The following is a 26,728-nucleotide window of genomic DNA, read 5'->3' as shown; positions in this document are numbered from 1 at the left end:
TTCACTCCATTGCCAGGTCGGTGGCGCCCAGCCACAGGTACAGGTCCGGATTCTCGTCGAGCACGTCGCTGCTGTCATCCGCCGCCATGGCCGCCACCTGCATCGGGGTGACCGCAGGCGGTCGGGCGGTGAAGCTGATGCCCAGGCCCAGCGCCACCACCAGCGAACATGCGGTGGCCAGCCACCAGCCGTGCGCGCGGGCCCGCTGCGGCGCATGCCGCGCGGCACGCAGGCGCGCCAGCGTGGCGGGAGATAGCTGGGTCACCGCATGTGCGTGCAGCTGCGCCAGTGCGGCGTCATCGGGAAGGGTGGGGGGCACGGGGCGGCTCACAGTTCAATCTCCAGGTGCTGCTGCAACGCCTGCCGGGCGCGCGAAAGATGGGTTTTGACCGCGCCCTCGCTGCAGCCCATGGCCGCTGCGGTCGTGGCGCCGTCGAGCTGCTGCAGCACGCGCAGGGTGAAGGCCTCGCGCTGGCGTGCAGGTAGATCGCGCAATGCCCTGACCAGCGCCGCGTACTGGTCGCGCTGCTCATGGGCCTGGGCCGGGCCGGGTCCAGGATCGGCCCAGTCGATGTCGTGGTCGCCGGCCAGCTCGTCGCTGCTGCGCCAGAACCGCAGCCGGAAGCCGCGGCGGCGCTGCAGGTCGACCACCCGGCGGCGCAGGATGCTCCAGAACAGCGGTGACCACTCCCCTGCGGGCTTGTCGCGGTAGGCCAGCATGCGCAGCATCGCGTCCTGCACCGCGTCGAGTGCGTCGTCGCGCTGGCGCAGCCCGGCCTCGGCGAAGCGGAACGCGCGCGGGCCGATCCCGGCCAGGAACGCATCCAGCGACACCGGCAACGCGGTTTCGGCATCGGCATCGTCAGCCAGGGGCGGCAGGGAGGGGCTCACCAGCACAGGGTAGCGCTCGCGCAGGGGGATACGGTGAGAACGCACCAGCGCGGCATCGGTTGACCGCCCTGCAGAACGGTTCAGCGCATGGTTATGATGCAGGGGACGGGATGACCGCCGGGAAGAGGGACAGCAATGAGCGACGGGTTCGTGGCGTTGTATATCTTCATGCTGGCTGCGATCGCAGGCCACGTGATCATTTCGCGGGTGCCGGTGATCCTGCATACCCCCCTGATGTCCGGGTCGAACTTCATCCACGGCATCGTCCTGATCGGCGCCATGGTGGTGCTGGGCCATGCGCAGACCCCGCTGGAAAAGATCATCGGCTTCATCGCCGTGGTGCTCGGCGCGGGCAATGCCGCCGGTGGCTACGTGGTGACCGAACGCATGCTGGACATGTTCAAGCCCAGCCAGAAGCGCGACGCCGGGGAGAAGGCGCCTTGAACATCACCACCGCGCAACTGCTTCAGTGGCTGGTGCAGGTGAGCTACCTGGTCGCCGCCACCCTGTTCCTGCTCGGCCTGCAGCGCATGGCCTCGCCGATGACCGCGCGCAGCGGCATCCGCTGGGCCGGCCTGGGCATGCTGATCGCCACGGTGGCGACCTTCTTCCTGCCCGACCTGCACAACGTGCCGCTGATCCTGGCTGCGGTGGCGATCGGTACCGGCGTGGCGTGGTGGTCGGCCAAGCGGGTGGCCATCACCGACATGCCGCAGATGGTGGCGCTGTACAACGGCATGGGCGGCGGGTCGGCCGCCGCGATCGGTGCGGTGGAACTGCTGCGCTTCTCGTTCCTGGCCAACCGCGATACCAGCCACTGGAGCGCGCAGGCCATCGCCGAACTGAGCGCGCGCCAGCCCTCGGCCACGGTGTTGGCGCTGGCGGTGATCGGCTCGGCGATCGGCGCGGTGTCGCTGTCCGGTTCGGTCATCGCCTGGGCCAAGCTCGATGGCCGGCTGGACCGGCGGGTAACCTTCCCCGGCCAGCAGGCGTTCAACCTGCTGGTTGCGCTGGCGATGGTGGTGCTGGGCATCTGGGCGGCAGTGACCCTGAGCCCGGTGGCGATCATCAGCTTCTTCGTGGTCGCGCTGGCGCTGGGCGTGCTGATGACCCTGCCGATCGGCGGCGCCGACATGCCGGTGGTGATCTCGCTGTACAACGCATTCACCGGCCTGGCGGTCGCTTTCGAAGGCTACGTGCTGGGCAACGAGGCGCTGATCATCGCCGGCATGATGGTCGGCGCGGCCGGCATCCTGCTCACCCGCCTGATGGCCAAGGCGATGAACCGGCCGATCAGCGGCGTGCTGTTCTCCAACTTCGGCGGCGGTGGCACGGCCCAGGAAATCACCGGCGCGCAGAAGCCGATCGAGGCCAGCGACGTGGCCGCGATGCTGGCGTTCGCCGAGCGCGTGGTGATCGTGCCCGGTTATGGCATGGCCGTGGCCCAGGCCCAGCACAAGGTGTGGGAGCTCGCGCAGCGGCTGTTGGAACGCGGCATCAAGGTCAAATTCGCGATTCACCCGGTGGCCGGGCGCATGCCGGGCCACATGAACGTGCTGCTGGCCGAAGCGGGCGTGCCCTACGACCTGATCGCCGACATGGACGACATCAACCCCGAGTTCCCCACCACCGACGTGGTGCTGGTGATCGGCGCCAACGACGTGGTCAACCCGGTGGCGCGCACCGACCCGGCCAGCCCGATCTACGGCATGCCGATCCTGGACGTGGTCAACGCCCGCAACGTGGTGGTGATCAAGCGCGGCAAGGGCACCGGCTTCGCGGGCATCGAAAACGCGCTGTTCTACGCCGACAACGCCCGCATGCTCTACGGCGATGGCGCCGGTGCGGCCAGCGCGCTGGTGAGCGAGCTCAAAGCCCTCGATGGAGGGCATTGACCGCACGTGGCGCCGGGGGCCAGGGCCGGCCAACGGCCGGCGCTACGAATTGTTACGGGCCCATTGAGATCTGGATCAATCGACCGGTAGCGCCGGCCGTTGGCCGGCCCCCGCAATCGCCGAACGTTACCTCGCTATCCACCAGCCGATGACCAACGCCACCCCCAGCCACAGCCATTCGGCCACCCCGTTGGCCAGCTGAACCAACGTGAACGCCATGAACGGCCCCATCCGCAACGCTGATTCCCACGGATCCAGTCCCAGCGACCCACCCAGGTAGGCCGAAGCGATCCCCCAGTTGGCTGCCAATGCCACCAGCACGGTGCCCAGCAGGGTCAACGCCACCCGCAGCAGGCCGCCGCGCAAGTTGCCCAGGCGCAGCATGAAACCCAGCTCCAGGGCCACCAGGACGGCCATCCAGCCTGCCTGGCGGCCGCTCAGCAGCGCGATGAACAACCAGGCCAGCGTGGCCGTGACAACTCCTAGCAACAACAGCGGGGGCCAGAGCCAGTGGGCGGACTTGGCGGGCGCAGAGGTGGGCGGCATGCATTCTTCCTTTGGTCCGCCACAGGATACCGGCTTGCGGGGTGACCGGCGCGTGGCCGGCCACTGGGCTAAAATGAGCGCCTTGCGGGAATCGGCCGCGACCCCATATCGATCCACATGTACTCCCGTAGCAGCGAACCCGTCCACTTCGAACGCGACTGCGAGGCCGTCATGGTCCCGCAGGGCGAAACGGTCACCTTGCCCGCCGGCAGCTATGGGTACATCACCCAGGCGCTGGGCGGCAGCTATACCGTATTTGTCGAAGGCAATCTGTTCCGCATCGCCGGCAAGGACGGCGACGCCATGGGCAAGGAACCGCCCGCGCCGCTGGAACTGCCCGCCGACGCCTCCGACGAGGAGGTCGAAAAGCTCGTCTGGCAGCAGCTGCGAACCTGCTTCGACCCGGAGATCCCGTTCAACATCGTCGACCTGGGCCTGGTCTACGAAGTGGAGCTCAAGCACCTGGACGATGGCCAGCGCGAGGTCGACGTCAAGATGACCCTGACCGCGCCGGCCTGCGGCATGGGCGACATCCTCGTCGACGACGTGCGCAGCAAGCTGGAAATGATCCCGACCGTGGTCGAAGCCGATGTCGAACTGGTGTTCGACCCACCGTGGGGGCAGCACATGATGTCCGAGGCCGCCCGCCTTGAAACCGGCATGCTGTAATTGAACCCGTAACCAGAACAGGAAATTTCCGGTGTCCCAGTCTTCCGTGAGCTTCACCACCACCCGTTCCGCCCAGCCGCGCAGCAGCGAGGAGCGTGAACGCATCCTGGCCGCCCCCGGTTTTGGTCTGCACTTCACCGACCACATGGTGGAAGTGCGGTGGGACAAGGACACCGGCTGGCACAACGCCAGCGTGCGCCCGTACGGCCCGCTGCAGCTGGACCCGGCCGCCGCGGTGCTGCATTACGGCCAGGAAATCTTCGAAGGCATCAAGGCCTACCGCCATGCCGACGGCTCGATCTGGACGTTCCGCCCCGATGCCAACGGCCGCCGCCTGCAGCGTTCGGCGCAGCGCCTGGCGCTGCCGGAACTGCCGGTGGAGATCTTCGTCGAATCGCTCAAGCAGCTGATCGCCGTGGATGCCAGCTGGGTGCCGTCGGCCGACGAATCCAGCCTGTACTTCCGCCCGTTCATGATCGGCGATGAAGCCTTCCTCGGCGTGCGCGGCGCGCAGAAGGCCGGCTACTACGTGATCGCCAGCCCGGCAGGCCCGTATTTCGCCAAGGGCGTGGCCCCGGTGTCGATCTGGCTGTCGACCGAATATGCGCGTGCGGCCAAGGGCGGCACCGGTGCGGCCAAGTGCGGTGGCAACTACGCCGCCTCGCTGCTGCCGCAGCAGAAGGCGCAGGCGCAGGGTTGCTCGCAGGTGCTGTTCCTGGATCCGGTCGAAGGCAAGTACCTGGAAGAACTGGGTGGCATGAACGTGTTCCTGGTCTACAAGGACGGCACCCTGGTGACCCCGGCGCTGTCCGGCAGCATCCTGGAAGGCATCACCCGCGAAAGCATCCTGCAACTGGCGCGCGACCGCGGCATGAAGGTCGAAGAGCGCAAGGTGACCATCGACGAGTGGAAGCAGGGCGTGGCCTCCGGCGAGATCGCCGAAGTGTTCGCCTGCGGGACCGCTGCGGTGGTCACGCCGATCGGCCAGCTCAAGGGCGAGGGTTTCTCGGTGGGTGACCTGACCGCCCCGGCTGGCGAGGTGACCATGTCGCTGCGCAAGGAACTGACCGACATCCAGTACGGCCGCCTGCCGGACCGCCATGGCTGGCTGGTGCGCCTGGACGGCTGATCGTTCGACGCGCGTTGGATATCCAAGGCCCGCCTGGCAACAGGCGGGCCTTTTTCATGGGCGGCGCCTGCCGAAGCCCGGTCTGAACGATCCAAACGCACTCAACTCATTGACGCGCAAGCAATGTCTCGGCCATGGCGCGCAAGACAGTGACGCAGGACACGAATTGCGTCCGGCGTGACCGCATCGGCACGGGGAAGTTTCTTCACATTCACAAACCGTTGACCCGAAAAGTCTCAGATCGAAACTTTCACAACCCTGAAAGCGGGCTGAAACATTGTTGGGCCGAATCGAAACCACTAGCGTCCGGGTTCGGGCGGTTTCGCAGGGGAAAGCCGATCCGTCTTCCAGGTTCGATCCAAGCCACCGCTCCACAGCGCCGGATCTGACCGAACTTTGCCGCCTCGACGGCTCCTCAATCTTGAAGGGAATTCCGATGTCTCATGATCCGCAGCGCTTGCGTCAGCGTGCCTTGGTTGTACTCGGTGGTTCGGTGCTTTCGACCCTGCTCCTGGCGGCGCCGGCATTCGCCGGCGACGTGCAGTTGAGTGGCCTGGCCTCGGCCCCGACCCACCAGCGCTTCATCGTCAAGTACAAGGACGGCGCCACCGACGTGGCCACCCCGACCGCGCTGGCCAGTTCGCTCAAGGCCGCCGCCCAGGCCGTTCCTGCCGCGCAGGGGCGCGCGCTGGGCCTGCAGAAGCTGCGCCAGCTGGCCATCGGCCCGACCGTGGTCAAGGCCGACCGGCCGCTGGATGTGGCCGAATCGGAACTGCTGATGCGTCGCCTGGCCGCCGATCCGAACGTGGAATACGTTGAAGTCGACCAGCTGATGCACGCCACCCTGGTGCCCAACGACAGCCGCCTGTCCGAGCAGTGGGGCTTCGGTACCAGCAACGCCTCGATCAACGTGCGCCCGGCCTGGGACAAGGCCACGGGGACCGGCGTGGTGGTGGCGGTGATCGATACCGGCATTACCAACCATCCGGATCTGAACGCCAACATCCTGCCCGGCTATGACTTCATCAGCGATGCCGCAATGGCACGAGATGGCGGTGGCCGCGATAACAATGCCAACGACGAAGGCGACTGGTACGCCGCCAACGAATGCGGTGCCGGCTACCCGGCTTCCAATTCCAGTTGGCACGGCACCCACGTGGCCGGCACCATCGCCGCGGTGACCAACAACACCACCGGCGTGGCCGGCACCGCCTACAACGCCAAGGTCGTTCCGGTGCGCGTGCTGGGCAAGTGCGGCGGCTACACCTCCGACATCGCCGATGCGATCGTGTGGGCATCCGGCGGCACCGTCAGCGGCGTGCCGGCCAATGCCAACCCGGCCGAAGTGATCAACATGTCCCTCGGCGGCGGCGGCAGCTGCTCGACCACCTACCAGAACGCCATCAACGGCGCGGTCTCGCGCGGCACCACCGTGGTGGTGGCAGCGGGCAACAGCAACACCAACGTCTCCTCCTCGGTGCCGGCCAACTGCGCCAACGTGATCGCGGTGGCCGCCACCACCTCGGCCGGCGCCCGTGCCAGCTTCTCCAACTACGGTGCCGGCATCGATGTCTCGGCGCCGGGCCAGGCGATCCTGTCCACGCTCAACAGCGGCACCACCGTGCCGGGCGCTGCGTCCTATGCGTCGTACAACGGCACCTCGATGGCGGCCCCGCACGTGGCCGGCGTGGTCGCGCTGGTGCAGTCGGTCGCGCCCACCGCGCTGTCGCCGGCAGCCATTGAGACGCTGCTCAAGAACACCGCACGGGCCCTGCCAGGCGCCTGCAGCGGCGGTTGCGGCGCGGGCATCGTCGATGCGGATGCGGCCGTCACCGCCGCGCTGGGCGGGACCAACCCGAACCCGGGCACCGGCACGCTGCAGAACAACGTGCCGGTCAGCGGCCTGGGTGCTTCCAGCGGTGCATCGCTGGCCTACACCGTGGCCGTGCCCTCGGGCCGCTCGCAGCTGAAGGTGACCATCGCCGGCGGCACGGGTGATGCGGATCTGTACGTGCGCTCGGGCAGCGCGCCCACCGACACCGTGTACACCTGCCGCCCGTACCTGAGCGGCAACAACGAAACCTGCACGATCACCGCCCCGGCTGCGGGGACCTGGCACGTCCGGGTGAAGGCCTACAGCACCTTCTCCGGCGTGACCCTGACCGCGCAGTATTGATGTCATCGGTCACCCGACCAACGGTCGGGTGCTACCGGAGGTAGGTGCCGACCGTTGGTCGGCACGCCCCACGCGTGACGCGGTTACCGCGTCACGCGTCTTCGAACCGGTTCGCAGCGACGTTCTTTCGCACGTGTTCGGGGTTCCAGATGCGGCCGTTCATGGCGATGTACACGCCCGGCTGCAGCGACTGCACCGCGCCGATCGCACAGCCGATGTTGAACTCGGCGTCCGAACCACGGAAGCGCGCCGGGCTGAGTGCGCCGGTCATGACGATGGTCTTGTCGGGGATGCTCTTGAGCACCCGGCCGGTCTGCACCATCGAATCGGTGCCGTGGGTGACCAGCACGTGGCGGGTCGGCTGCGCGGCGATGGTGGCGCGGATCAGCTCGCGGTCTTCGTCGGTGATGTGCAGCGAATCCTTGCGCAGGATCGGAATCACGTTGAAGCGGAAGGTCACCCCCAGCTCGCGCAGGATCATCCCGATCTGGGGATCGCCGATCTGGTAGTCCGACTTGTCGTCGAAGTAGATCTTGTCGATCGTGCCACCGGTGGTGATGATCAGTAGTTCTTCCATTGCAGGCTTCCTGGAGTGCGGGCGGTACCGCGCGGCAACACCCGCGCTGGGTGCCCATGATACGGCTGCCGACGCCCGCCCGCAGCCGCGCGCGAAGCGCTCAACGCTTCGAGAAACGCCGGCGCAGGCCGGGCGCGCTGGATATCCCGATCACCGCCAGGGCCAGCAGCAGTTCCAGCCAGGCGAAGTGCGCGGTTTCCGGGTGGCTCCAGGCACTCATCACGCCGTGGCTGAACCAGAACAGCGCCAGCACCCCGGCCCAGAACATCGCCTTGCCCCGCGCCGTGACCACGCCGAGCGCCAGCAGCAGCGGCGGGGCGGTGAAGACCAGCTGGCTGGCCAGCCAGTGCCGGTCATGCGCGAACCACACCGCAAACAGCGCCGCCAACGCCAGCAGCACGGTGGCCAACGTCCACTTCTGCGCGCGCGGGCTCATCCCAGCCGCCGCGCGATATCGGCCACGCGCCGGCCGAGCGCGCGCGCCAGGATCGCTTCGTCCTCGCTCGGCACCGGGTTGTCGTCGGCGCCGGCCACATGGCTGGCACCGTAGGGGGTGCCGCCGGTGGTGGTATGGCTCAGCGCCGGCTCGGTGAACGGAATGCCCACGATAAGGCAGCCGTGGTGCAGCAGCGGCACCTGCATCGACAACAGTGTGGATTCCTGCCCGCCATGCAGCGACGCGGTGGAGGTGAACACCCCGGCGGGCTTGCCGGCCAGCGTGCCGTTGACCCACTCGGCCCCCAGCCCGTCGAGGAAATGCTTGACCGGCGCGGCCATGTTGCCGAACCGCGTCGGGCTGCCCAGCAGCAGGCCGCTGCACTCGGCCAGGTCCTCCACGCTCACGTAGGGCGCACCGTCATCGGGCACCGGCGGCCGCGCGGTCTGGGTGACCGCCGCCACCGGCGGCACCGTGCGCAGGCGCGCGCTCATGCCGGGCACTTCGCCGATGCCACGCGCGATCTGGCGCGCAAGCCGCGCCACCGAACCGCCGCGGCTGTAATACAGCACCAGGATCTCCGCCATCTCGCTTCCGTTGTGTCCAGTCTGTCCGCAGTATGGCATTGCCTCCACCCGGCTTCAGGTACGCTTGCCACGATGGAACCCCTGGACACCCTCAACCTGTGGATGGAACGCGTGCGCGATCGCGCCCGTACCGCCAGCTTCGGTCGCTTCCTGTGGCGCCGCTTCCTCGACGACCGCCTGTTCCAGGCCGCTGCTTCGCTGGCCTACACCACCGTGTTCGCGCTGGTGCCGCTGGCGATCGTGGTGTTCGGCGTGCTCTCGGCGTTCCCGGTGTTCGACCGCTGGAGCGACACGCTCAGCGACTACGTGTTCTCCAACTTCGTGCCCAACGCCGCGCGCGCGGCCGAAGGCTACCTGCGCCAGTTCTCGGCCAGTGCCGGGCAGCTCACCGCCGCCGGCTTCATCGCGCTGGTGGTGTCGCTGCTGATCACCCTCAACAGCGTCGAGCAGACCTTCAACCAGATCTGGCGGGTCAGTTCGGCGCGGCCCAAGCTCACCCGCTTCCTGGTCTATTGGACCGTGCTCACCCTGGGCGCGATGCTGGCGGCCGCGTCGCTGGCCGTATCGGCCCGCGTGTTCGCGCTGCCGCTGTTCGGCACCAGTGAAGGCCGCCTGCTGGCCAATGCGTCGTTGACCCTGGCGCCGATCCTGATCGAGTTCGTCTGCATCATGCTGGTCTACCGGGTGGTGCCGCACCACACGGTGAAGTGGCGGCATGCCATTCCCGGCGCGATCCTTGCGGCGGTGATGCTGGAGCTGGTGAAGTGGGGCATGGGCGCCTACCTGGGCAGCTTCCAGTCCTACCAGAAGCTTTACGGCACGGTGGCCTTCGTGCCGATCCTGCTGCTGTGGATCTACCTGTGCTGGGTGTCGGTGCTGCTGGGTGCCTCGCTGGCCTCGTCGATCGCCGCGTTCCGCTACCAGCCGGCCGACCTGCGCCTGCCCACCGGCTACGAACTGTATGGCCTGCTGCGCCTGATCGGCCGCTTCCACCAGGCGCGCCTGGACGGACGCGGGCTGGACGAAGACGAGATCCTGCGGCTGGAGCCGATGCTGACCGACTCGCTGCTGCAGAGCATGCTCTGCGACCTGGAAGCGATCCGGGTGGTGCGCCGCGACGAACAGGGCGAATGGCTGCTGTCGCGCGACCTGGACAAGCTCACCCTGGCCGAGCTCTACGAATCCACGCAGCTGCGCATTCCGGTCAAGGAAGCCTACCTGCCTTACCGCGACGACAGCCTCGGTACCGCCTCGGTGGCGGCGCTGGATGCCCTGCGGCTGCCGCTGCGCGAGCTGCTCAAGCGCCGCGTCAGCGATATCTATTCCCCGTCTGGAGACACCCCATGACCTTCAAGCCCCTGCTGCTGGCCGTCGGCCTGCTGGCCCTGGCCGGCTGCAACAAGCCGGCACCGCAGCCCGAAGCGGCCGCCCCGGCGCCAGCCCCCGCAGCAGAACCGGCAGCCCCGGCCGCCGACCCCGCTACGCCCGACCTGGAGCGCAAAACCGTGGCGCAGCCGCGCCTGGTGCTGCCCGCCCTCGACGGAACCACGTACGACCTGGCCGCACATCGCGGCAAATGGGTGGTGGTGAACTTCTGGGCGACCTGGTGCGCGCCGTGCCGCAAGGAAATGCCGGAGCTGTCGGCACTGCATGCCATGCGCGAGGAGATCGAAGTGGTCGGCCTGGCCTACGAAGACATCGAACCGGAGGAGATGAAGGCGTTCCTGCAGAAGCTGCCGGTGACCTACCCGATCGTGCTGGTGGACACCTACAACCCGCCGGAAGACTTCGCCGTGCCGCGCGGCCTGCCGCTGACCTACCTGATCGCACCGGACGGCAAGGTCGCCAAGGAATTCCTGGGCCCGGTCACCGCAGCGGACATCGAAGCGATTGTGCATTGACGATCTGCCCTTGGTTGATTGATCCCGATCCGCGGACGCCACGTAACAATTCGTAGCGCCGGCCGTTGGCCGGACACCGCGCGAAGCGCGGCCCAAGTGTCCGGAGACGGTTGCGCCACGCTCGCGACCAACACGCCGGGGTTTACAGGTTCCGAAGCCGTCTGTCGGGCGCTCATGGCGCCGGAACGAAAAGCGGCCGGCCAACGGCCGGCGCTACAGTCGGCTTCGGATCGTCCAAGCGTCGGACGGATTACCGGAGCCGCGTTTTGCCGGCTGCGGATACGTGGGCCGCGCTGCGCGCGGTGTCCGGCCAACGGCCGGCGCTACGAATTCATACGGGCCCATCAGGATCGGGATCAATCAACCTGGGGGTCATGAGGTGACAGGTTGATCGGCTTCAACACGCCGAAATGCTCTTCGTGCAGTTTGCCTTTCAACGGCGGCAGGTCCGGGATGGGTTCTTCCACCCCGGTATCGGGCAGACGATCCAGCAGGTTGCGGATCAATCCCAGCCGCCCGCGCTTCTGGTCGTTGAAGTCCACCAGCGTCCACGGTGCCTCTTCCCGATGCGTCGCGCGCAACATCGCCTCGCGCGCTTCGGTATACGCGCTGTACTTGCTGCGCGATTTGAGGTCCACCGGTGACAGCTTCCAGCCCTTGAGCGGGTCCACGTGGCGCTCGGCAAAGCGTTTCTCCTGCTGCACCTGGTCGACCGTGAGCCAGTACTTGAACAGCAGGATGCCATCGTCCACCAGCAGCTTCTCGAACACCGGCGCCTGCGCCAGGAACGCGTGGTACTCGGCCTCGGTGCAATAGCCCATCACGTGCTCGACCCCGGCCCGGTTGTACCAGCTGCGGTCCATCAGCACGATCTCGCCGGCAGCCGGCAGGTGCGACACATAGCGCTGGAAGTACCACTGGGTACTTTCGCGGTCGGTCGGCTTGGGCAGCGCCACCACCCTGCACTGGCGGGGGTTTAGGTGCTCGGCGATGGCCTGGATGGCGCCGCCCTTGCCGGCGGTATCGCGGCCCTCGAACAGCACCAGCACGCGCTGCCCGGTGTGCTGGGCCCAACGCGCCATCGCCGTGAGTTCGAGCTGCATCGGTTCAAGCAGTGCCTGGTACGCCTTGCGCTTGAGCTTGCCCATCGGTGCGGTATTCCGGCTGACAGAAGAAACCCGAGCCTAGCGCAGTGGGTGGTCAGCCCGCGTGTGCATCCTGCCAGCCATGCAATCGCCCCATCGCCTGCACCTCGGCAGTGAAGTCGCGGGCGAAGGCGGCCATGTCGAACAGGCCGGTGTCCGAACGCCGCTGGGCCAGGGTGGCGCGCAGCGCTGCCAGTGCCTGCGGGTTGTTGCCCAGCGCGATGGCGGTCTCCACGAAGACGCGGTCGTCGGCAGCGTTCATCGCCGGCAGCTGCAGGTGATCGTTGAGCGAACCGGCCACGCGCGAAGCGAACGTCGCGCCCGGGCAGGTCAGCACCGGGCAGCCGGCCCACAGTGCATCGGATGCGGTGGTGTGCGCGTTGTACGGGTGCGTGTCCAGGAACAGGTCCGCCTGCTGGTAGCGCGCCAGGTAGGTCGGGTGCGGCAGCTTGGGCATGAACACCAGCCGCGCCGGATCCAGCCCCGCCTCGCGCGCCGCCGCGCGCAGCCGCGCATCGGCATTGCCCGGCCCGGACAGCAGCCACAACACGCTGCCCGGCACGCCATGCAGCACCGCGAACGCGCGGCGCATGCTGCGCGGGTTGAGCTTGTAACTGTTGTTGAAGCAGCAGAACACCACGCCCTGCGCGGGCAGGCCACAGGCCTCTCGGCCCGGCGCCGGCTCCAGCACGCGGGTATTGTCCGAGGGCTGGAACGCGCGGGGCAGCCGCCGGACCTGTTCGCTGAAGGCCGGCGTCAGCGCGGCGGGCAGCACGTAGTCATCGGCCAGCACGTAGTCGATCCACGCCGCGCCCGACGTGCCCGGATACGCCAGCCAGTTCACCTGCACCGGGGCCGGGCGCATCGCCAGTACCGCCGGCGCGCCACCGCCGCCCCAGCCACGCAGATCGAACAGCACATCGATGCCGGTCGCGCGGATTTGCGCGGCGATTGCCGCGTGCGGCAGGCTCGACACGTCATGCAGTGCGGTGGCAGCGGCCTGCAGGCGCGCGCGGATCGCGCTGCCATCATCGGCGTTGAGGGCAAACAGATGCAGCTCCAGCGCGCCGAGCGCACGCAGCTGCTCGAACAGCGCCACGGTCAGCAGCCCGGTCGGGTGCGCGCCGAAGCCATTGGAAAGGAAACCCACGCGCAGCTGCCCCGCGCGGCGGACCTGCGCGGGCGGCAGCGCACGCAGTCCCTCGGCGATGCCCGCAGCGCGCTGCCGCGCACACGCCAGCTGCTCGGCGGCGCTGGCGTCTTCGCTGAGGAAGGCGAACGGCTCCACTACCGCCGCGCCTTGCGCCACGGCCTGGCGCACCTGCTGGGACAGCGGTTCGAGTTCGCGCCAGTCGCACAGCCGGCGTTGCCAGTTGAGCAGCTGGGCGGTGATGTAAGGCTCGCCGGGCAGCAGCCGATGCGCCTGGCGGTAGGCATCGGCAGCGGCTTCGGGCTGGCCGGCGTCTTCCAGCGCGTGGCCCAGCCACAGCGCGATGCCGGGGTGCTCCGGGACCAGGTTGGCGGCCTGGCGCAGCAGCGTGGCTGCTTCGCCATGGCGGCCCTGCATCCAGCGCGCGCGGCCCAGCCGGGCCAGCGCTTCGGGGTGGCCGGGGCGCAGTTGCAACGCGCGTGTAGCGGCATGATCGCCGGCAGCGGTGTCACCGGCCTCAAGCTCGGCGTCGGCCAGCATCACCCAGGCGATGAAGTCCTGCGGCTGGCGCTGCACTGCGCTGCGCAGCTGCTCGCGCTGCGGGTCCATGCTCACGCGCCGGCGGACAGCTGGGCCAGTTCATCGGCCTGGTGTTCGTGGATCAGCCGCTCCACCAGCGTATCCATCTCACCGGCGATGATGTTGGGCAGGTCGTACAGGGTCAGCCCTTCCACCCGGTGGTCGGTGATCCGGCCCTGCGGGAAGCTGTAGGTGCGGATGCGCTGGCTGCGGTCGCCGCTGCCGACCTGCAGCCGGCGGCTTTCGGCGGTGGCGGCCGCCTGCTTGCTGCGCTCGGCATCGAGCAGCTGCGCCTTCAGGCGCTTCATCGCCTTGTCGCGGTTGGCGTGCTGGCTGCGCTCGGTCTGGCATTCCACCACCACGCCGCTGGGCACGTGGGTGATGCGGATGGCCGATTCGGTCTTGTTGACGTGCTGGCCACCGGCGCCGGACGAGCGGAACGTATCCACCCGCAGGTCGGCCGGGTTGATGACGATCTCATCGACCTCGTCGGCTTCGGGAATGATCGCCACCGTGGCCGCCGAGGTGTGGATGCGGCCCTGCGACTCGGTGGCCGGCACGCGCTGCACGCGGTGCGTGCCGGATTCGAACTTGAGCTTGGAATAGGCGCCGCGCCCGACCACGCGCGCCACGATCTCCTTGTAGCCGCCATGCTCGCCGGGGCTGTCCGATTCGATCTCGACCTTCCAGCCCTGGCGTTCGGCATAGCGCGCGTACATGCGGAACAGGTCGCCGGCGAAGATCGCCGCCTCGTCGCCGCCGGTGCCGGCGCGCACTTCCAGGAACAGGTTGCCGTCGTCGCGCGGATCGCGCGGCACCAGCAGCAGCGCCAGGTCATGGTCCAGCTGCTGCAGGCGTTCCTGCGCGGCGGTGATTTCCTCCTCGGCCAGCTCGCGCAGGTCCGGGTCGGCACGCATCGCTTCGGCGGCGGCCAGGTCGGCCAACGCCCGCGCTTCGTCGTCCAGCGCGGTGGCGATCGGCTGCAGCTGGGCGAATTCACGTGAAAAATTGCGGAAGCGCTCGTTGTCGCCGACCACGTCCGGGTCGGCCAGCAGGCGTTCAAGTTCTTCGCGGCGTTCGGCCAGCGCTTCCAGCTTACGGCGCAGGGTCGGCGTCATCGTTGCTCACGGCAGGGTGTTGGTAGCCCGGCTTGGCCGGGAACAGGCGCTCGGCGGCGCGGGTCAGTTCAGTATCGCCGCTGAGCGCGGCCGCACGCAGCGCGGCGGTCGGCGGGTGCAGCAGGCGGTTGGTCAGGCCATGCGCGAGCAGCTCCAGCACTTCCTCCGGCGATTTGCCGTGGGCCAGCTGCTGGCGCGCCTTGTCCAGCATTTCCACCCGGGTGGCTTCGCCGTAGGCGCGAAGCTGGCGCAGCGGCGCCTGGTGCGCGTTGGCCTGCAGGGTCTCGACGAACCGCGATACCTGCAGCTCGATGATGGCCTCGGCTTCAGCGGCCGCCTCGCGCCGGCTGCGGCGGTTGTCCTCCACCGCGCGCTCCAGGTCGTCGACCGTGTACAGGAAGGCATCCTGCAGCTCGCCCACCCCGGTTTCGATATCGCGCGGCACCGCCAGGTCGAACAGCAGCATCGGCTTGTGCTTTCGCGAGCGCAGCGCCGCGGCGATCTGCGCCTTGGTGATCACCGGCTCGCGCGCGGCGGTGGCCGAAAACACCACGTCGGCTTCGCCCAGGTGGCGTTCCAGCTCGGTCAGCGGCAGCGCCACGCCGCCATGGCGGGTGGCCAGCTCCTGCGCGTGCGCCAGGGTGCGGTTGGCGATCAGCAGCCGGCGCACGCGGCCTTCGCTGAGGTGGCGGGCGGCCAGTTCGATGGTTTCGCCGGCGCCAACCAGCAGCACGGTGGAGTCTTCCAGCCGCGCGAAGGAGTTCTGCGCCAGGCGCACTGCGGTGGAGGCCACCGAGATCGGGTTGGCGCCCACGCGGGTGTCGGTGCGCGCGCGCTTGGCCACCGAGAAGGTCTGCTGGAACAAGCGATCCAGGCGCTGGCCGAGCAGGCCATGGTCGCGCGCGGTCGCCCAGGCATCCTTCACCTGGCCCAGGATCTGGGGCTCACCCAGCACCATCGAGTCAAGCCCGGTGGCGACCCGGAACAGGTGGCGCACCGCATCGGCATCGGCATGCTGGTACAGGTAACCGTGCAGCTGCCCGGCGTGCGACTCCAGCCACTGCGCCAGCGCCTCGCCCGATTCGGCCACGGCATACAGCTCCGTGCGGTTGCAGGTGGACAGCAGCACCGCCTCGGCCACCTGTGGGGTATCGCGCAGCGACGCCAATGCCTGGGGCAGGGCGTCGCCGCCAAAGGACGCGCGTTCGCGCAGTTCCACTGGCGCGGTCTGGTGATTCAGTCCGAGCACCCACAGGGTCATTGTTCAGTTGCTTGCGATAAGCTGCTGGCCATTCAAGTCGTCATTTTAAGGCCAGAAGCCCCCGATGCCCGCATTGATTCGCATCTCCAGCGTTCTGCTGCTGTCCCTGTTCACCGCCAGCGCCCTGGCGGCGGCCCCGGCTGCACCGGCTGGCAAGGCCGGAACGGCCGAACCGGCGTCGCTGACCCCGGTCATGGCCGGTGAGTTCGCGCTGCAGGCCGGCAAGCTGCCCGAGGCCGCGCGCTGGTACCTGGAGGCCGCCGAGGCGGGCCGTGACGACGCCGGCCTGGCCGAGCGCGCCACCCGGATCGCCATGCTCGCCGACGATGACAAGCGCGCCACCCGCGCGTTGGCCCTGTGGGAGAAGCGTGCGCCCCGTTCGTTGTCCATGCGCAGCGCTGCGGCCGCGCTGGACCTGCGCAAGGGCGATGTGAAGGGCGCGCGGACCGAGCTGGCCAGCCTGCTGCGTGACCCGGACCCGCGCGGCTGGAAGTTCGCACTGGCCGCGCTGGTCGGTGGGGGCCGCGACCCGGCCGCCGCCGCCGATGTGCTGGGCCGGCTGGTCGACGACAACGCCATCCCCAACCAGCTCGAGCCCTGGCAGGAATTCGGCCGGCTGGCCATGCGCATGGACCGGCCCGAGCTGGCCCGGCGCATGGTCGATGAAGTGGTGCGCCGCTTCCCCGGTGAGCCGCGCGTGGCGCTGCTCAATGCCAGCCTGATGTTCCAGGCCGGCAAGACCGACGACGCGCTGGCGGCGCTGCATTCGGTGGAGCCGCGCACCGCCGAAGACCCGGAGCTGCGCAATGCCGTGGCCATCGCCTACGACGCCATGGGCGATGCGAAATCGGCCGAGCGCGTGCTCGCGGTCGGTCCGCAGAACGTGCAGACCTGGGGCATGCGCGCCTCGCTGCTGGCCAAGCAGAAGGACGATGTGGCGCTGCTGGCGCTGTATACCGATCTCTCGAAGCAGGCGACCAAGCCGGATCCGGCGCAGCGCCTGCTGCTGGGCAAGATCGCCGAATACCTCAAACGCCATGCCGAAGCGGTGGACTGGTACCTCAGCGTGCCGGGCGGCGAAGAGCGCGCCGAAGCGCGCCTGCGTGCGGCCAGCGCCCAGTACGAACTGGGCCAGACCGACAAGGCCTTTGCCGGGGTGCACGCGATCCAGTCCGACGCCATGATCGACGACGAAGCGCGGCGCGATGCCTACCTGCTCGAAGCCGAGCTGCGCCAGCGGGGCGATGACCTGCCGGGTGAGCTGGACGCGCTGGCCCGGGGCCTGGCCGCCTACCCGGACGAGAACGCGCTGCTGTATGCCCGCGCGCTGGCCTGGGAGCGCCGCGATGACGTGCCGCGCGCCGAAGCGGACCTGCGCAAGATCCTGGTGACCGAGCCGGAGAACGTGGCCGCGCTCAATGCGCTGGGCTACACCCTGGCCGACCGCACCACGCGCTACCAGGAAGCATTGGAGCTGATCGACCGTGCCCGTGTGGCCGAGCCGGACAACGCCGCCATCGTCGACAGCTACGGCTGGGTGCTCTATCGCCTGGGCCGCAACGAAGAAGCGCTGGTGCAGCTGCGCCGCGCGTGGACGCTGGCCAAGGACCCGGAAATCGCCGCGCATGTGGGTGAGGTGCTGTGGGTACTCGGCCGCAAGGACGAGGCCCGCCGTTTCTTCGATGAAGCACGCAAGCTCGACCCGGAAAACCGTGCGCTGCAGCGCGTGATCGAGAAATACGGCGTATGAACCTGATTCCCGTGAAGGCCGCCCTGGCGGCGGTCCTGGCCGTGTCGTTGTCGGCCTGCGTGTCACTGGACACGCGCAAGGCCCCGGCCGCCCCCGATGTGGTGACCACCGTGAGCACCGAAGCGCAGCAGGCAGAGGCCGCGCGCGTGGACGCGCTGCGCGCACAGCCGGCGTGGTCGTTCCAGGGCCGGGTCGCGGTCAGCAAGGGGCGCAACGGCGGCAGTGGTCGCATCGACTGGCAGCAGCAGGCGCGGCAATACGTGGTGTCACTCAGCGCGCCGGTCACCCGGCAGAGCTGGACCTTGAGCGGCGACAGCGAAAACCGCAGCGGGCGCCTGGACGGCGTGGACGGTGGGCCCCGCCAGGGCGAGGATGCGCAGCAGGTGCTGCTGGAGGCCACCGGCTGGGATATCCCGGTCAACCAGTTGCCGGAATGGGTGCGCGGCCTGGTCGCCGAAGGGGCTGGTGCCGAGCAGATCGATCGGGACGCCGAAGGCCGGCCGCGCCGCGTCCGCCAGATGGGCTGGGACATCCAATTCCTGGACTGGTACCCGGCCGAAGGCGACCGCCCCGTGCTGCCGCGGCGGATCGAGGCGGTCAATGGCGACGCCAAGGTGCGCCTGCTGGTCGACGGCTGGGTGCTCGGCAGCCCATGAGCGCGCTGGACCTGAACGCCGGCGGGCCGTGGTTTCCGGCCCCGGCCAAACTCAACCTGTTCCTGCACATCACCGGCCGCCGCGCCGACGGCTACCACGAACTGCAGAGCGTGTTCCGGCTGCTGGACTGGGGCGACCGGGTCCGGCTGCAGGTGCGTGAAGACGGCCAGGTGCGTCGTGTGGGGCCCTCCGTGCCGGGCGTGGCCGAGGCCGATGATCTCGCCGTGCGTGCTGCAGTTCTTCTGAAAAATCATGCGAACGTCGCGCAAGGTGCGGATATCGCCGTCGAAAAGCGCATTCCGGCGGGCGGTGGTTTTGGTGGGGGTTCTTCCGATGCGGCGACCGTCCTGGTGGCGTTGAACGCGCTCTGGAAAACGGGTCTGGACGAAGACGCGCTGGCCGGCCTGGGCCTGCAGCTGGGCGCGGACGTGCCGGTCTTCGTGCGCGGCCGCAACGCCTGGGCCGAAGGCGTGGGGGAACAACTGACCCCGCTGGCGCTGCCGCCGGCCTGGTATGTGATCGCCGACCCCGGCGTTCACGTGCCCACGGCTGCACTTTTCGCCAGTCCCGATTTGACGCGCGACGCCCCAGTAGCGAAAATAGCGGACTTCGCTTCCGGGTCTTTGCTCGGGAATGCGTTCGAGCCGGTACTGCGCCGTCGCGAACCTGCCGTCGAGGCAGTGCTTATCGCGTTGGACAGGATTGGCCGGGCACGACTCACCGGGTCGGGAAGCGGTTGTTTCGTCGAGTTCGCCACGCGCGCTGCTGCAGAGCAGGGCCTGGCGCGGTTGCCGAAGGAACTGCGGGCATGGGTGGCTGCGGGCGTGGAGCGCTCGCCACTGCTTGATGTACTCGAGCGTTATTGATTTTGATGCAGGGGCGTCGCCAAGAGGCCCAAGGCACCAGGTTTTGATCCTGGCATTCGGAGGTTCGAATCCTCCCGCCCCTGCCACTTGCGGACGCCAACCGCGTTCCATGCGCATGCTGCGCGGACACGGTTGAACGGCCGCGGTGTTGTCACCGCAGACGTCCTCGGGCGCCGGCGGCCGAGTTCTCCGCCAATCGCTCCCGCCCGAGACCGTCATGATGCAAGATCACCCGAACCTGCTGGTATTTTCCGGCAACGCCAACAAGCGCCTTGCGCAGAGCATCTGCAAGGAACTGGGGGTGCGACCGGGCAAGGCGCTGGTGTCGCGCTTCTCCGATGGTGAAGTGCAGGTCGAAATCGAAGAGAACGTCCGCAAGCAGGACGTCTTCGTGATCCAGCCGACCTGTGCGCCCAGCGCCGAGAACCTGATGGAACTGCTGGTCCTGATCGATGCGCTCAAGCGCGCTTCGGTCAACAGTGTCACCGCCGTGGTGCCGTACTTCGGCTACTCGCGCCAGGATCGCCGCATGCGCTCCTCGCGCGTGCCGATCACCGCCAAGGTAGCCGCCAAGATGTTCAGCGCCGTTGGCGCCGACCGCGTCCTGACGGTGGACCTGCATGCCGACCAGATCCAGGGGTTCTTCGACATGCCGGTGGACAACGTGTATGCCTCGCCGCTGCTGCTCGCCGATATCTGGCGCGCCTACGGCACTGAAAACCTGATCGTGGTGTCCCCGGACGTGGGTGGCGTGGTACGTGCGCGTGCCGTCGCCAAGCGCCTGGACGATGCCGACCTGGCGATCATCGACAAGCGCCGTCCGCGCGCCAACGTCTCCACCGTGATGAACATCATCGGTGACGTCGAAGGCAAGACCTGCGTGATGGTCGATGACATCGTCGATACCGCCGGCACCCTGTGTGCGGCCGCCGCGGCGCTGAAGGCGCGTGGCGCCCTCAAGGTGGCCGCGTACTGCACCCACGCCGTGCTCTCGGGCCCGGCGGTGGACAACATCAACAACTCCCAGCTCGACGAGCTGGTGGTGACCGATACCATCCCGCTGCGTGAAGAAGCGCGCGTGTGCAGCAAGATCCGCCAGCTCAGCGTGGCGGAAATGCTGGCCGAAACGATGCGCCGCATCGCCTTCGGCGAGTCGGTCAGCTCGCTGTACGTGGATTGATTCGTTTTTTTCCTGGCCGCCGGCAACGGCAGCCAGGGCCCCGGGGACGTCTGGTCGCGGACGTGCCCTTCATCGCCAAGCCACTCCGGCAAGGCAACAACTGGTAGAAGCAAAATGTCGAAGACCCATGAAATCAAGGTCACCAAGCGTGAACTGCAGCGTAAGGGTGCGAGCCGCCGCCTGCGTCACGCCGGTGTGATCCCGGCCATCGTGTACGGTGGCAACGCCGAACCGGTCGCCATCAGCCTGGACCACAACGCCACCTGGCTGGCCCAGCAGAACGAGTGGTTCTACTCGTCGATCCTGAGCCTGAACCTGGACGGCCAGATCACCAAGGTGCTGCTGCGTGACATGCAGCGCCACCCGCACAAGCAGCTGATCATGCACCTGGATTTCCTGCGCGTGGATGAGAACCAGGCCCTGACCGCTTCGGTGCCGCTGCACTTCCTCAACGAAGACACCTCGCCGGCCGGCAAGGCTGCCGACGTCGTGGTCACCCACGAACTGAAGGAAGTCACCGTCAGCTGCCTGCCGAAGGACCTGCCGGAGTCGATCGACGTCGACCTGGGCGAACTGAAGGCTGGCGACGTGGTGTACCTGTCCAACATCAAGCTGCCGAAGGGCGTTGAGATCGTTGCCCTGGCCCAGGGCAAGGACCACGACGACGCCATCGTCACTGCCAAGCACGGCAAGGGCGAAGCCGCTGACGAAGAAGTGGCTGCTGCAGAGTAAGTGATTGCGGCGCCTGTCCCCCGGGGCAGGCGCCGTTTCTGCATGTACCGGCACGACGCCGGTAGCGATGAAGAAGAGCGATGACAGGATTGCGATTGATCGTTGGCCTGGGTAACCCCGGACCCGAGCACGCCCAGACCCGGCACAATGCCGGGTTTCGTTTCATTGACGCCCTGGTCGCACAGGCCGGCGCGCGCTGGAGCGTGGACAGCAAGCTGTTCGGCGAGACCGCCAAGGTCGATATCGCCGGCCAACCGGTGTGGCTGCTCAAGCCCGCCACCTTCATGAATCTCAGTGGCAAGTCGGTCACCGCCGCACAGCGCTTCTGGAAGATCGAGCCCGAGGAAACCCTGCTGGCGCACGACGAACTGGACCTGCCGCCCGGCGTGGCCCGGCTCAAGTTCGATGGCGGCCACGGTGGCCAGAACGGCCTGCGTGACACCATCCGCCTGCTCGGCCATGGCAGGTTCCACCGCCTGCGCATCGGCATCGGTCATCCCGGTCACAAGGACCGCGTGGTGCCATGGGTGCTCGGCCGTGCCAGCAAGGACGATGACGTGCTGATCGGGCATGCCATCGACGACGCCATCGACGTACTGCCGCTGGCCGTGCGTGGCGATTACAGTGAGGCGATGAAGCGCCTGCACACCCCGAAATAACCACGGCGTACCGACCGACGGTCGGTGCCTACCACCCCAGAGGTTGTCAAAGATGGGTATCAAATGCGGCATCGTCGGCCTGCCCAACGTCGGCAAATCGACCCTGTTCAACGCGCTGACCAAGGCGGGCATCGCCGCGGCCAACTTCCCGTTCTGCACCATCGAGCCGAACGTCGGCATCGTGCCGGTGCCGGATCCGCGCCTGAACGAACTGGCGGCGATCATCAACCCGCAGAAGGTCATCCCGACCGCAGTGGAGTTCGTCGACATCGCCGGCCTGGTCGCCGGTGCCGCCAGCGGTGAAGGCCTGGGCAACAAGTTCCTGGCCCACATCCGCGAAGTGGATGCGATCACCCACGTGGTGCGCTGCTTCGAGCACGGCGACATCATCCACGTGGCAGGCAAGGTGGATCCGATCTCGGACATCGAGACGATCGACATCGAGCTGGCCTTGGCTGACCTGGACAGCGTGGAAAAGGCGCTGAACCGCGCCGAGCGCGCGGCCAAGGGTGGCGACAAGGATGCAGCGGCACGCAAGCCGGTGCTGGCGAAGCTGCAGGCTGCGCTGTCCGACGGCAAGGCGGGTCGTTCGGTGGGCCTGGACGAGGAAGAGAAGGCGCTGGTGCGCGACCTGTTCCTGCTGACGCTGAAGCCGGTGATGTACATCTGCAACGTGCTGGAAGACGGCTTCGAGAACAATCCGCACCTGGAAGCGGTGCGCGCGCACGCTGCGGCCGACGGCGCGATGGTGGTGCCGGTCTCGGCGGCGATCGAAGAAGAGCTCTCGCAGCTGGACGACGAAGACCGCGACACGTTCCTGGCCGACCTCGGCCTGAGCGAGCCGGGCCTCAACCGCGTGATCAACGCGGCGTACAAGCTGCTCGGCCTGCAGACCTACTTCACCGCCGGCGTGAAGGAAGTACGTGCCTGGACCGTGCGCAAGGGCGCCACCGCCCCGCAGGCGGCCGCCGTGATCCACACCGACTTCGAGAAGGGCTTCATCCGCGCCGAAACCATCGCGTATGACGACTTCATCAAGTACAAGGGGGAAGCCGGCGCCAAGGAAGCCGGTCGCCTGCGCCTGGAAGGCAAGGAATACCGCGTCCAGGAAGGCGACATCCTGCACTTCCGCTTCAACGTCTGATCGATCCGACCGTTGATGTCCGCAACGCCCCGCCTTGAGCGGGGCGTTTGCGTTTGGGCGTGGACAATAATTAGCCACGCCCCGAAAGCACTGCGCGACAGGCTTCACCGCACTTGTCCACAGCAAACTCCCATGCCTTTCCACGCGCCATGTGGAAAACCCGCCGCCGGCATGGACAAATAATCACCATGCATTCGAAACCATTGCGGCACGGGGCTCACGCAGGCTTGTCCACAGCTAACTCCCATCACTCTCCACGCACCCTGTGGAGAACCGCATCCAATCGACGTGACGCCGGGCTCTGCCCGGCTGCTTCTCGCATCTGGGCGAACAGCCGTGCGCTGCGAACGTGCCTGGCTTGGGCCGTCGGGTGCGGGTTTGCGGGACACGCCGTGAACCCATCCATGGGGGCTCGTAGAAAACATCCATGTTTTCTACGGTCCCGCAAACCCACCCCCGCCGGCCCCCGACAGTTGGCCGGTGGCCAAGGAAGGAGCGGAATTCCCGTTGTTTGGCATGCTCCGGCATCGCCGGTAGGGTTGGTTCCCAAACAACCGCCGTGAACGCATCTACGTCCGGTAGCGCATGAATTGGATCGGAATGATCGACGGCCAACGGCCGTCCCCCGCGTTTCCCATGGCAACGACACACCGTCAAAGGCGGGTCGGGGCGGGTTTCCGGGGGTGTAGAAAACATGGATGTTTTCTACAAGCCCCCATGGATGGGTTCACGGCGTCCCCCGGAAACCCGCACCGTCCCGCCAAGCCAGACGATCGTTGCAGAACGGCTGTTCGCCTCACCCGCTTACAGCGCAGACCCACCAAACTTGTGCGTGTACTGCAGGTTCAACTGGCGGCCGACGGTATCGAACCACGACACGTCGTAATACGGGTACGACGTATAGGTCGCATCCTTCGGCGGCATCTTGTTGAACAGGTTCACCACCGACAGCGACAGGCGCGAATGGTCGTCGAAGCGGTACTGCACCGACAGGTTGTAGCGGTACGTCGCCTTCATCCACGGGCTGTCGCCGCTTTCCCAGTCGAAACTCTGGTCGTAGCTGTCGAAGCTCGGCAGCTTGCCCAGGCGCGAACCGTACAGCGTGGTCGACCACGCCGCGTTCTCCCAGGTCAGGCTGGCGCTGGTCTTGGTGCGCGGTATGTCGAAGCCGCTGTTGACCGCGAACTGGTCTTCCACCACGTCCCCGGCGAACTGCTGGAAATCATGGCGCTGCACCCAGGTGTGGTTGCCGCTCAGGATGAAATCACCCGCGCCGGTGGTCAGGCGGTAGCGCAGGCCGACGTCGATGCCACGGGTGGTTTCGCGGGCGATGTTGATCGGGCTCACGTGCACCCCGTACAGGCGGCCGTCGTCGGTTCGGGTGATGCGGCTGATGGCGTCCACGCAGGTCGGCGAGCTGGCATCGGCGTCGCCCAGGCGGCAGGCCGCCTCATCGCGCAGGATCGTGCTCACGTCCATGTCCTGCACCTGGTCACGCATGTCGATGTCGAACCAGTCCACCGACAGGTCCAGGCCCACTGCGGGCGACCACACCAGACCGGCGCTCCAGGACGTGCTGGTTTCCGGATCCAGCTGGCGGTTGCCTTGGCGGGTGCGGATCAGGTTCTCTTCGTAATCCGAGCAGTCGTCGGCACCGTCTACCGCGCAGGCGTAGTAGTCGTTGGCACTGGTTTCATCGTTGCCCGGACCGGCATACACGTAATGCAGGTCCGGCGCGCGGAACGCGGTGCCGTACGAGCCGCGCACCAGCAGCGAATCGATCGGCCGCCACTCGATGCCGCCGCTCCAGGTCGCCTTGCCGATCGTGTTGCCCGAGTAGCGGTACTGATCGAAGCGGCCGGCTACGCTCACGTTGAGCGTGTCGTGCAGCGGCAGCCGCAGCTCGGCCGCGGTGGCCCAGCGGTTGCGGCTGCCATGGCCGTCCGAATCCTTCCAGCTGTAGTAGTAGTACTGCGTGGCCAGCGGATCGGGATGGAGCGCGTAGGACTGGTTGCCGAACTCGGCGGTGGCCGCAAAGCCGGCCTTGCCGCCGGGCAGCTCGAACAGCTCGCCGTTGGTCAGGGTCAGCGCGGCGGTATCGGTGCGCGATCTGGGCGTGTAGGTGGTGCGTGCGGCGATCGAATCGTACTCGGCGCGGGTCAGCGGCCGGTACAGGCGCGCCGGGTCCGCGTTATAGATCGGGAAGCCATCGTCATCCTCGCCCAGCTGCGGGCCCAGGAACAGGTCGTTGGCCTTGGCCGCGATGATCTGCGGCCAGCGGATCGACGACTGGTACTGCGAATGGCTCAGCGAGGCCTCGTAATCCCAGGCCGCGCCCAGCGAGCCCTTGAACCCGGTGGTGACACTGAAGGTCTTCTGGGTGCTGCGGATCATGCCGTTGCTCAGCCCGCCCATTTCCTCCGGCGAGAACTGGCGCTGCCAGAACTCGACCTGGTCGGTGGCCTGGTTATGGAAGTAGCCGTCTTCGTTGCCGTCCGGCGCCATCAGCCCCCACTGGGTCACGTCGCGCATCAGCGCGATGTCGTGGTAGCCCAGCTGTACGTCGGCGAACCACTCCGCGCCATTCTCGAAGCCGTAGCGCAGCGAGGCGTAGCCGTTGGCGCCACGACGCTTGCTCAGGATCGTGCCGTAGCCGATCGAGCGGTCGCTGCCGCAGTAGAAGCCGTACCGCGCGCGCTCGGCGTAGTAGGTGCTGCCCTTGTTCTGTCCGGCCAGCGCATCGCAGGTGGCCTGGCCCGGGTCCAGGTAATCGTCGTTGTAATCCGTGCGCAGGTAAGCGCGGCGCGCGGCGCGCGCGCTGTCGGTGGGGGCGTCGAGGGTGGAATCCTGCTGCGCGCGCTCATAGGCCCACAGCGGGGTCTGCGACTGCAGCTCCAGGCTGTAGACCGCGCTGAACTTTCCCGCATCGAAGCCGCTCGCGATGCTCATGTCGAACGACTCGCCACCGCCCTCGGTGGTGGTGCCCATGCGCACGTCCACCGTGGTGCCATCGACCTGCTTCTTCAGGATGAAGTTGACCACGCCGGCGATCGCGTCCGAGCCGTAGATGGCCGACGCGCTGCCGGTCAGCACTTCGATCCGGTCGATCATGCCCAGCGGGATGTTGGAAACGTCAGTGAAGTTGCTGCGGCCCTGGAACGGCATCGGGAAGTCGGCGATCCGGCGGCCATTGACCAGCACCAGGGTGTGGTTCGGCCCCAGCCCGCGCAGGTCGACCTGCTGCGCGCCCGGTGAGAAATCGGCGCCGCTGGCGGACTGCTGGCTCTGGGTCTCACCGCCGTTCTGGGTCATCGAACGCAGCACGTCCGGCACGCTGGTGAAGCCGCTGGCCTGGATCTGCTCGGCGGTGATCACCGTGACCGGGGCCGGGCCCTCAACCTGCGCGCGCGGAATGCGCGAGCCGGTGACCTGCACCGTGTCCAGCTGCTGCACCCCGGGGGCTGGGGCCTGCGCCGCCGCGGTTGCGGCCACACCCATCAACGCCAGCTGGATCGACCACGCCATCGCCTGTTTACGCATGAGAATTCCCAACAAGAAAAGTAGGCCTCAGGGGAGGCCGCGACCCCCATTCACATTCGGTGAACGGACGGCGCGCATTTAACGCCTTTTTCATGCCGTTCACCACTGCCTCATCTTCAGGAATGCGCTGAAGCCGATTTC

General features: G+C 67.7%; 25 protein-coding genes and 1 tRNA gene. 15 read left to right on the top strand and 11 right to left on the bottom strand.

All coding sequences use genetic code 11. The features are described 5' to 3' along the window. Position 1: 1 nt before the first annotated feature. Both V9K91_RS19040 and V9K91_RS19035 read right to left on the bottom strand, forming a co-directional pair. Positions 2-319: a hypothetical protein gene (locus tag V9K91_RS19040; protein ID WP_095364651.1), complete on the bottom strand. Its 318-nt coding sequence runs from the start codon at positions 317-319 to the stop codon at positions 2-4. A gap of 8 nt (positions 320-327) precedes the next feature. After that, a complete protein-coding gene (locus V9K91_RS19035; RefSeq protein WP_068849388.1) occupies positions 328-897 on the bottom strand; it encodes an RNA polymerase sigma factor in 570 nt (189 codons plus the stop codon). Between the two features lie 129 nt (positions 898-1,026). On the opposite strand from V9K91_RS19035, the gene V9K91_RS19030 reads away from it, so the two are divergent. Next, positions 1,027-1,335, top strand: coding sequence for an NAD(P) transhydrogenase subunit alpha (locus V9K91_RS19030; RefSeq protein WP_068849390.1), 309 nt, complete (start codon positions 1,027-1,029; stop codon positions 1,333-1,335). After that, positions 1,332-2,786, top strand: coding sequence for an NAD(P)(+) transhydrogenase (Re/Si-specific) subunit beta (locus V9K91_RS19025; protein ID WP_068849392.1), 1,455 nt, complete (start codon positions 1,332-1,334; stop codon positions 2,784-2,786). Before V9K91_RS19030 ends, V9K91_RS19025 begins: the two co-directional genes overlap by 4 nt. Positions 2,787-2,912: 126 nt before the next feature. On the opposite strand, the gene V9K91_RS19020 is transcribed toward V9K91_RS19025, so the two are convergent. Next, positions 2,913-3,332: a hypothetical protein gene (locus tag V9K91_RS19020; RefSeq protein WP_336442933.1), complete on the bottom strand. Its 420-nt coding sequence runs from the start codon at positions 3,330-3,332 to the stop codon at positions 2,913-2,915. A gap of 117 nt (positions 3,333-3,449) precedes the next feature. Here V9K91_RS19020 and sufT point away from each other — a divergent pair, with 117 nt between their 5' ends. The 3 genes from sufT (at position 3,450) to V9K91_RS19005 (ending at position 7,306) form a co-directional block, all read left to right on the top strand. Next, on the top strand, positions 3,450-4,001 hold the full coding sequence (gene sufT, locus V9K91_RS19015) for a putative Fe-S cluster assembly protein SufT (RefSeq protein WP_068849396.1): 552 nt from the start codon (positions 3,450-3,452) through the stop codon (positions 3,999-4,001). A 31-nt stretch (positions 4,002-4,032) separates the two neighbouring features. After that, positions 4,033-5,130 (top strand): branched-chain amino acid aminotransferase, encoded by a 1,098-nt coding sequence (locus tag V9K91_RS19010; protein ID WP_093534546.1) that lies wholly within the window; start codon positions 4,033-4,035, stop codon positions 5,128-5,130. A 436-nt stretch (positions 5,131-5,566) separates the two neighbouring features. Then, entirely contained in the window at positions 5,567-7,306 is a 1,740-nt protein-coding gene (locus V9K91_RS19005; RefSeq protein WP_307107421.1) for a S8 family peptidase, read from the top strand. Between the two features lie 91 nt (positions 7,307-7,397). Here the strand turns inward: V9K91_RS19005 and V9K91_RS19000 are convergent, their stop codons facing one another. The 3 genes from V9K91_RS19000 to wrbA all read right to left on the bottom strand — a co-directional run bounded on the left by V9K91_RS19000 (position 7,398) and on the right by wrbA (position 8,906). Further along, positions 7,398-7,883 (bottom strand): asparaginase domain-containing protein, encoded by a 486-nt coding sequence (locus V9K91_RS19000; RefSeq protein ID WP_068849402.1) that lies wholly within the window; start codon positions 7,881-7,883, stop codon positions 7,398-7,400. A 100-nt stretch (positions 7,884-7,983) separates the two neighbouring features. Then, complete coding sequence (locus tag V9K91_RS18995) at positions 7,984-8,319, bottom strand: DUF2069 domain-containing protein (protein WP_336442932.1); 336 nt, start codon at positions 8,317-8,319, stop codon at positions 7,984-7,986. Further along, positions 8,316-8,906, bottom strand: a complete 591-nt coding sequence (wrbA, locus tag V9K91_RS18990; protein ID WP_068849405.1) for an NAD(P)H:quinone oxidoreductase — start codon at positions 8,904-8,906, stop codon at positions 8,316-8,318. Before wrbA ends, V9K91_RS18995 begins: the two co-directional genes overlap by 4 nt. Before the next feature lie 72 nt (positions 8,907-8,978). On the opposite strand from wrbA, the gene V9K91_RS18985 reads away from it, so the two are divergent. Next, positions 8,979-10,253, top strand: coding sequence for a YihY family inner membrane protein (locus V9K91_RS18985; RefSeq protein ID WP_093534552.1), 1,275 nt, complete (start codon positions 8,979-8,981; stop codon positions 10,251-10,253). Then, the gene (locus V9K91_RS18980) at positions 10,250-10,807 is read left to right on the top strand and encodes a TlpA disulfide reductase family protein (protein ID WP_068849409.1); all 558 of its coding nucleotides are present in this window, start codon (positions 10,250-10,252) and stop codon (positions 10,805-10,807) included. Before V9K91_RS18985 ends, V9K91_RS18980 begins: the two co-directional genes overlap by 4 nt. A gap of 356 nt (positions 10,808-11,163) precedes the next feature. Here the strand turns inward: V9K91_RS18980 and ppk2 are convergent, their stop codons facing one another. The 4 genes from ppk2 to hemA are packed head-to-tail and all read right to left on the bottom strand — an operon-like array spanning position 11,164 to position 16,060. Next, positions 11,164-11,955: a polyphosphate kinase 2 gene (ppk2, locus tag V9K91_RS18975; protein WP_093534554.1), complete on the bottom strand. Its 792-nt coding sequence runs from the start codon at positions 11,953-11,955 to the stop codon at positions 11,164-11,166. Positions 11,956-12,007: 52 nt separating this feature from the next. Then, positions 12,008-13,717 (bottom strand): tetratricopeptide repeat protein, encoded by a 1,710-nt coding sequence (locus tag V9K91_RS18970; protein WP_336442931.1) that lies wholly within the window; start codon positions 13,715-13,717, stop codon positions 12,008-12,010. Next, on the bottom strand, positions 13,714-14,799 hold the full coding sequence (prfA, locus tag V9K91_RS18965; RefSeq protein WP_336442930.1) for a peptide chain release factor 1: 1,086 nt from the start codon (positions 14,797-14,799) through the stop codon (positions 13,714-13,716). Before prfA ends, V9K91_RS18970 begins: the two co-directional genes overlap by 4 nt. After that, the gene (hemA, locus tag V9K91_RS18960) at positions 14,777-16,060 is read right to left on the bottom strand and encodes a glutamyl-tRNA reductase (RefSeq protein ID WP_095364647.1); all 1,284 of its coding nucleotides are present in this window, start codon (positions 16,058-16,060) and stop codon (positions 14,777-14,779) included. The genes prfA and hemA overlap by 23 nt, the downstream gene beginning before the upstream one ends. Before the next feature lie 64 nt (positions 16,061-16,124). Here hemA and V9K91_RS18955 point away from each other — a divergent pair, with 64 nt between their 5' ends. The 8 genes from V9K91_RS18955 (at position 16,125) to ychF (ending at position 23,047) form a co-directional block, all read left to right on the top strand. Further along, entirely contained in the window at positions 16,125-17,810 is a 1,686-nt protein-coding gene (locus V9K91_RS18955) for a tetratricopeptide repeat protein (protein ID WP_093534562.1), read from the top strand. Beyond that, positions 17,807-18,466: a lipoprotein insertase outer membrane protein LolB gene (lolB, locus tag V9K91_RS18950; RefSeq protein WP_249833791.1), complete on the top strand. Its 660-nt coding sequence runs from the start codon at positions 17,807-17,809 to the stop codon at positions 18,464-18,466. Before V9K91_RS18955 ends, lolB begins: the two co-directional genes overlap by 4 nt. Next, on the top strand, positions 18,463-19,332 hold the full coding sequence (gene ispE / locus V9K91_RS18945) for a 4-(cytidine 5'-diphospho)-2-C-methyl-D-erythritol kinase (RefSeq protein ID WP_336442929.1): 870 nt from the start codon (positions 18,463-18,465) through the stop codon (positions 19,330-19,332). Before lolB ends, ispE begins: the two co-directional genes overlap by 4 nt. Before the next feature lie 9 nt (positions 19,333-19,341). Continuing rightward, positions 19,342-19,418: transfer RNA gene (locus tag V9K91_RS18940), tRNA-Gln, on the top strand. Positions 19,419-19,552: 134 nt separating this feature from the next. Then, on the top strand, positions 19,553-20,512 hold the full coding sequence (locus tag V9K91_RS18935) for a ribose-phosphate diphosphokinase (protein WP_038692467.1): 960 nt from the start codon (positions 19,553-19,555) through the stop codon (positions 20,510-20,512). A 114-nt stretch (positions 20,513-20,626) separates the two neighbouring features. After that, positions 20,627-21,244 (top strand): 50S ribosomal protein L25/general stress protein Ctc, encoded by a 618-nt coding sequence (locus tag V9K91_RS18930; protein WP_068849424.1) that lies wholly within the window; start codon positions 20,627-20,629, stop codon positions 21,242-21,244. Positions 21,245-21,324: 80 nt separating this feature from the next. Continuing rightward, entirely contained in the window at positions 21,325-21,903 is a 579-nt protein-coding gene (pth, locus tag V9K91_RS18925) for an aminoacyl-tRNA hydrolase (protein ID WP_184124884.1), read from the top strand. Positions 21,904-21,955: 52 nt separating this feature from the next. Beyond that, complete coding sequence (ychF, locus tag V9K91_RS18920) at positions 21,956-23,047, top strand: redox-regulated ATPase YchF (protein WP_336442928.1); 1,092 nt, start codon at positions 21,956-21,958, stop codon at positions 23,045-23,047. Positions 23,048-23,851: 804 nt separating this feature from the next. Here ychF and V9K91_RS18915 read toward each other — a convergent pair. Next, positions 23,852-26,587, bottom strand: a complete 2,736-nt coding sequence (locus V9K91_RS18915) for a TonB-dependent receptor (RefSeq protein ID WP_336442927.1) — start codon at positions 26,585-26,587, stop codon at positions 23,852-23,854. Positions 26,588-26,728 lie beyond the last annotated feature (141 nt).

It is taken from the genome of Stenotrophomonas sp. CCNWLW57, from assembly GCF_037203925.1.
Taxonomy (GTDB): domain Bacteria; phylum Pseudomonadota; class Gammaproteobacteria; order Xanthomonadales; family Xanthomonadaceae; genus Stenotrophomonas; species Stenotrophomonas rhizophila_A.
This window is presented reverse-complemented; position numbering and strand designations above follow the sequence as displayed.

Coding starts and splice junctions, on each gene's coding strand:
- V9K91_RS19030 (WP_068849390.1), top strand. CDS start 1,027: ATGAGCGACGGGTTCGTGGCGTTGTATATCTTCATGCTGGCTGCGATC.
- V9K91_RS19020 (WP_336442933.1), bottom strand. CDS start 3,332: ATGCCGCCCACCTCTGCGCCCGCCAAGTCCGCCCACTGGCTCTGGCCC.
- sufT (WP_068849396.1), top strand. CDS start 3,450: ATGTACTCCCGTAGCAGCGAACCCGTCCACTTCGAACGCGACTGCGAG.
- V9K91_RS19005 (WP_307107421.1), top strand. CDS start 5,567: ATGTCTCATGATCCGCAGCGCTTGCGTCAGCGTGCCTTGGTTGTACTC.
- V9K91_RS19000 (WP_068849402.1), bottom strand. CDS start 7,883: ATGGAAGAACTACTGATCATCACCACCGGTGGCACGATCGACAAGATC.
- V9K91_RS18995 (WP_336442932.1), bottom strand. CDS start 8,319: ATGAGCCCGCGCGCGCAGAAGTGGACGTTGGCCACCGTGCTGCTGGCG.
- wrbA (WP_068849405.1), bottom strand. CDS start 8,906: ATGGCGGAGATCCTGGTGCTGTATTACAGCCGCGGCGGTTCGGTGGCG.
- V9K91_RS18985 (WP_093534552.1), top strand. CDS start 8,979: ATGGAACCCCTGGACACCCTCAACCTGTGGATGGAACGCGTGCGCGAT.
- V9K91_RS18980 (WP_068849409.1), top strand. CDS start 10,250: ATGACCTTCAAGCCCCTGCTGCTGGCCGTCGGCCTGCTGGCCCTGGCC.
- ppk2 (WP_093534554.1), bottom strand. CDS start 11,955: ATGGGCAAGCTCAAGCGCAAGGCGTACCAGGCACTGCTTGAACCGATG.
- prfA (WP_336442930.1), bottom strand. CDS start 14,799: ATGACGCCGACCCTGCGCCGTAAGCTGGAAGCGCTGGCCGAACGCCGC.
- hemA (WP_095364647.1), bottom strand. CDS start 16,060: ATGACCCTGTGGGTGCTCGGACTGAATCACCAGACCGCGCCAGTGGAA.
- V9K91_RS18955 (WP_093534562.1), top strand. CDS start 16,125: ATGCCCGCATTGATTCGCATCTCCAGCGTTCTGCTGCTGTCCCTGTTC.
- lolB (WP_249833791.1), top strand. CDS start 17,807: ATGAACCTGATTCCCGTGAAGGCCGCCCTGGCGGCGGTCCTGGCCGTG.
- ispE (WP_336442929.1), top strand. CDS start 18,463: ATGAGCGCGCTGGACCTGAACGCCGGCGGGCCGTGGTTTCCGGCCCCG.
- V9K91_RS18935 (WP_038692467.1), top strand. CDS start 19,553: ATGCAAGATCACCCGAACCTGCTGGTATTTTCCGGCAACGCCAACAAG.
- V9K91_RS18930 (WP_068849424.1), top strand. CDS start 20,627: ATGTCGAAGACCCATGAAATCAAGGTCACCAAGCGTGAACTGCAGCGT.
- pth (WP_184124884.1), top strand. CDS start 21,325: ATGACAGGATTGCGATTGATCGTTGGCCTGGGTAACCCCGGACCCGAG.
- ychF (WP_336442928.1), top strand. CDS start 21,956: ATGGGTATCAAATGCGGCATCGTCGGCCTGCCCAACGTCGGCAAATCG.
- V9K91_RS18915 (WP_336442927.1), bottom strand. CDS start 26,587: ATGCGTAAACAGGCGATGGCGTGGTCGATCCAGCTGGCGTTGATGGGT.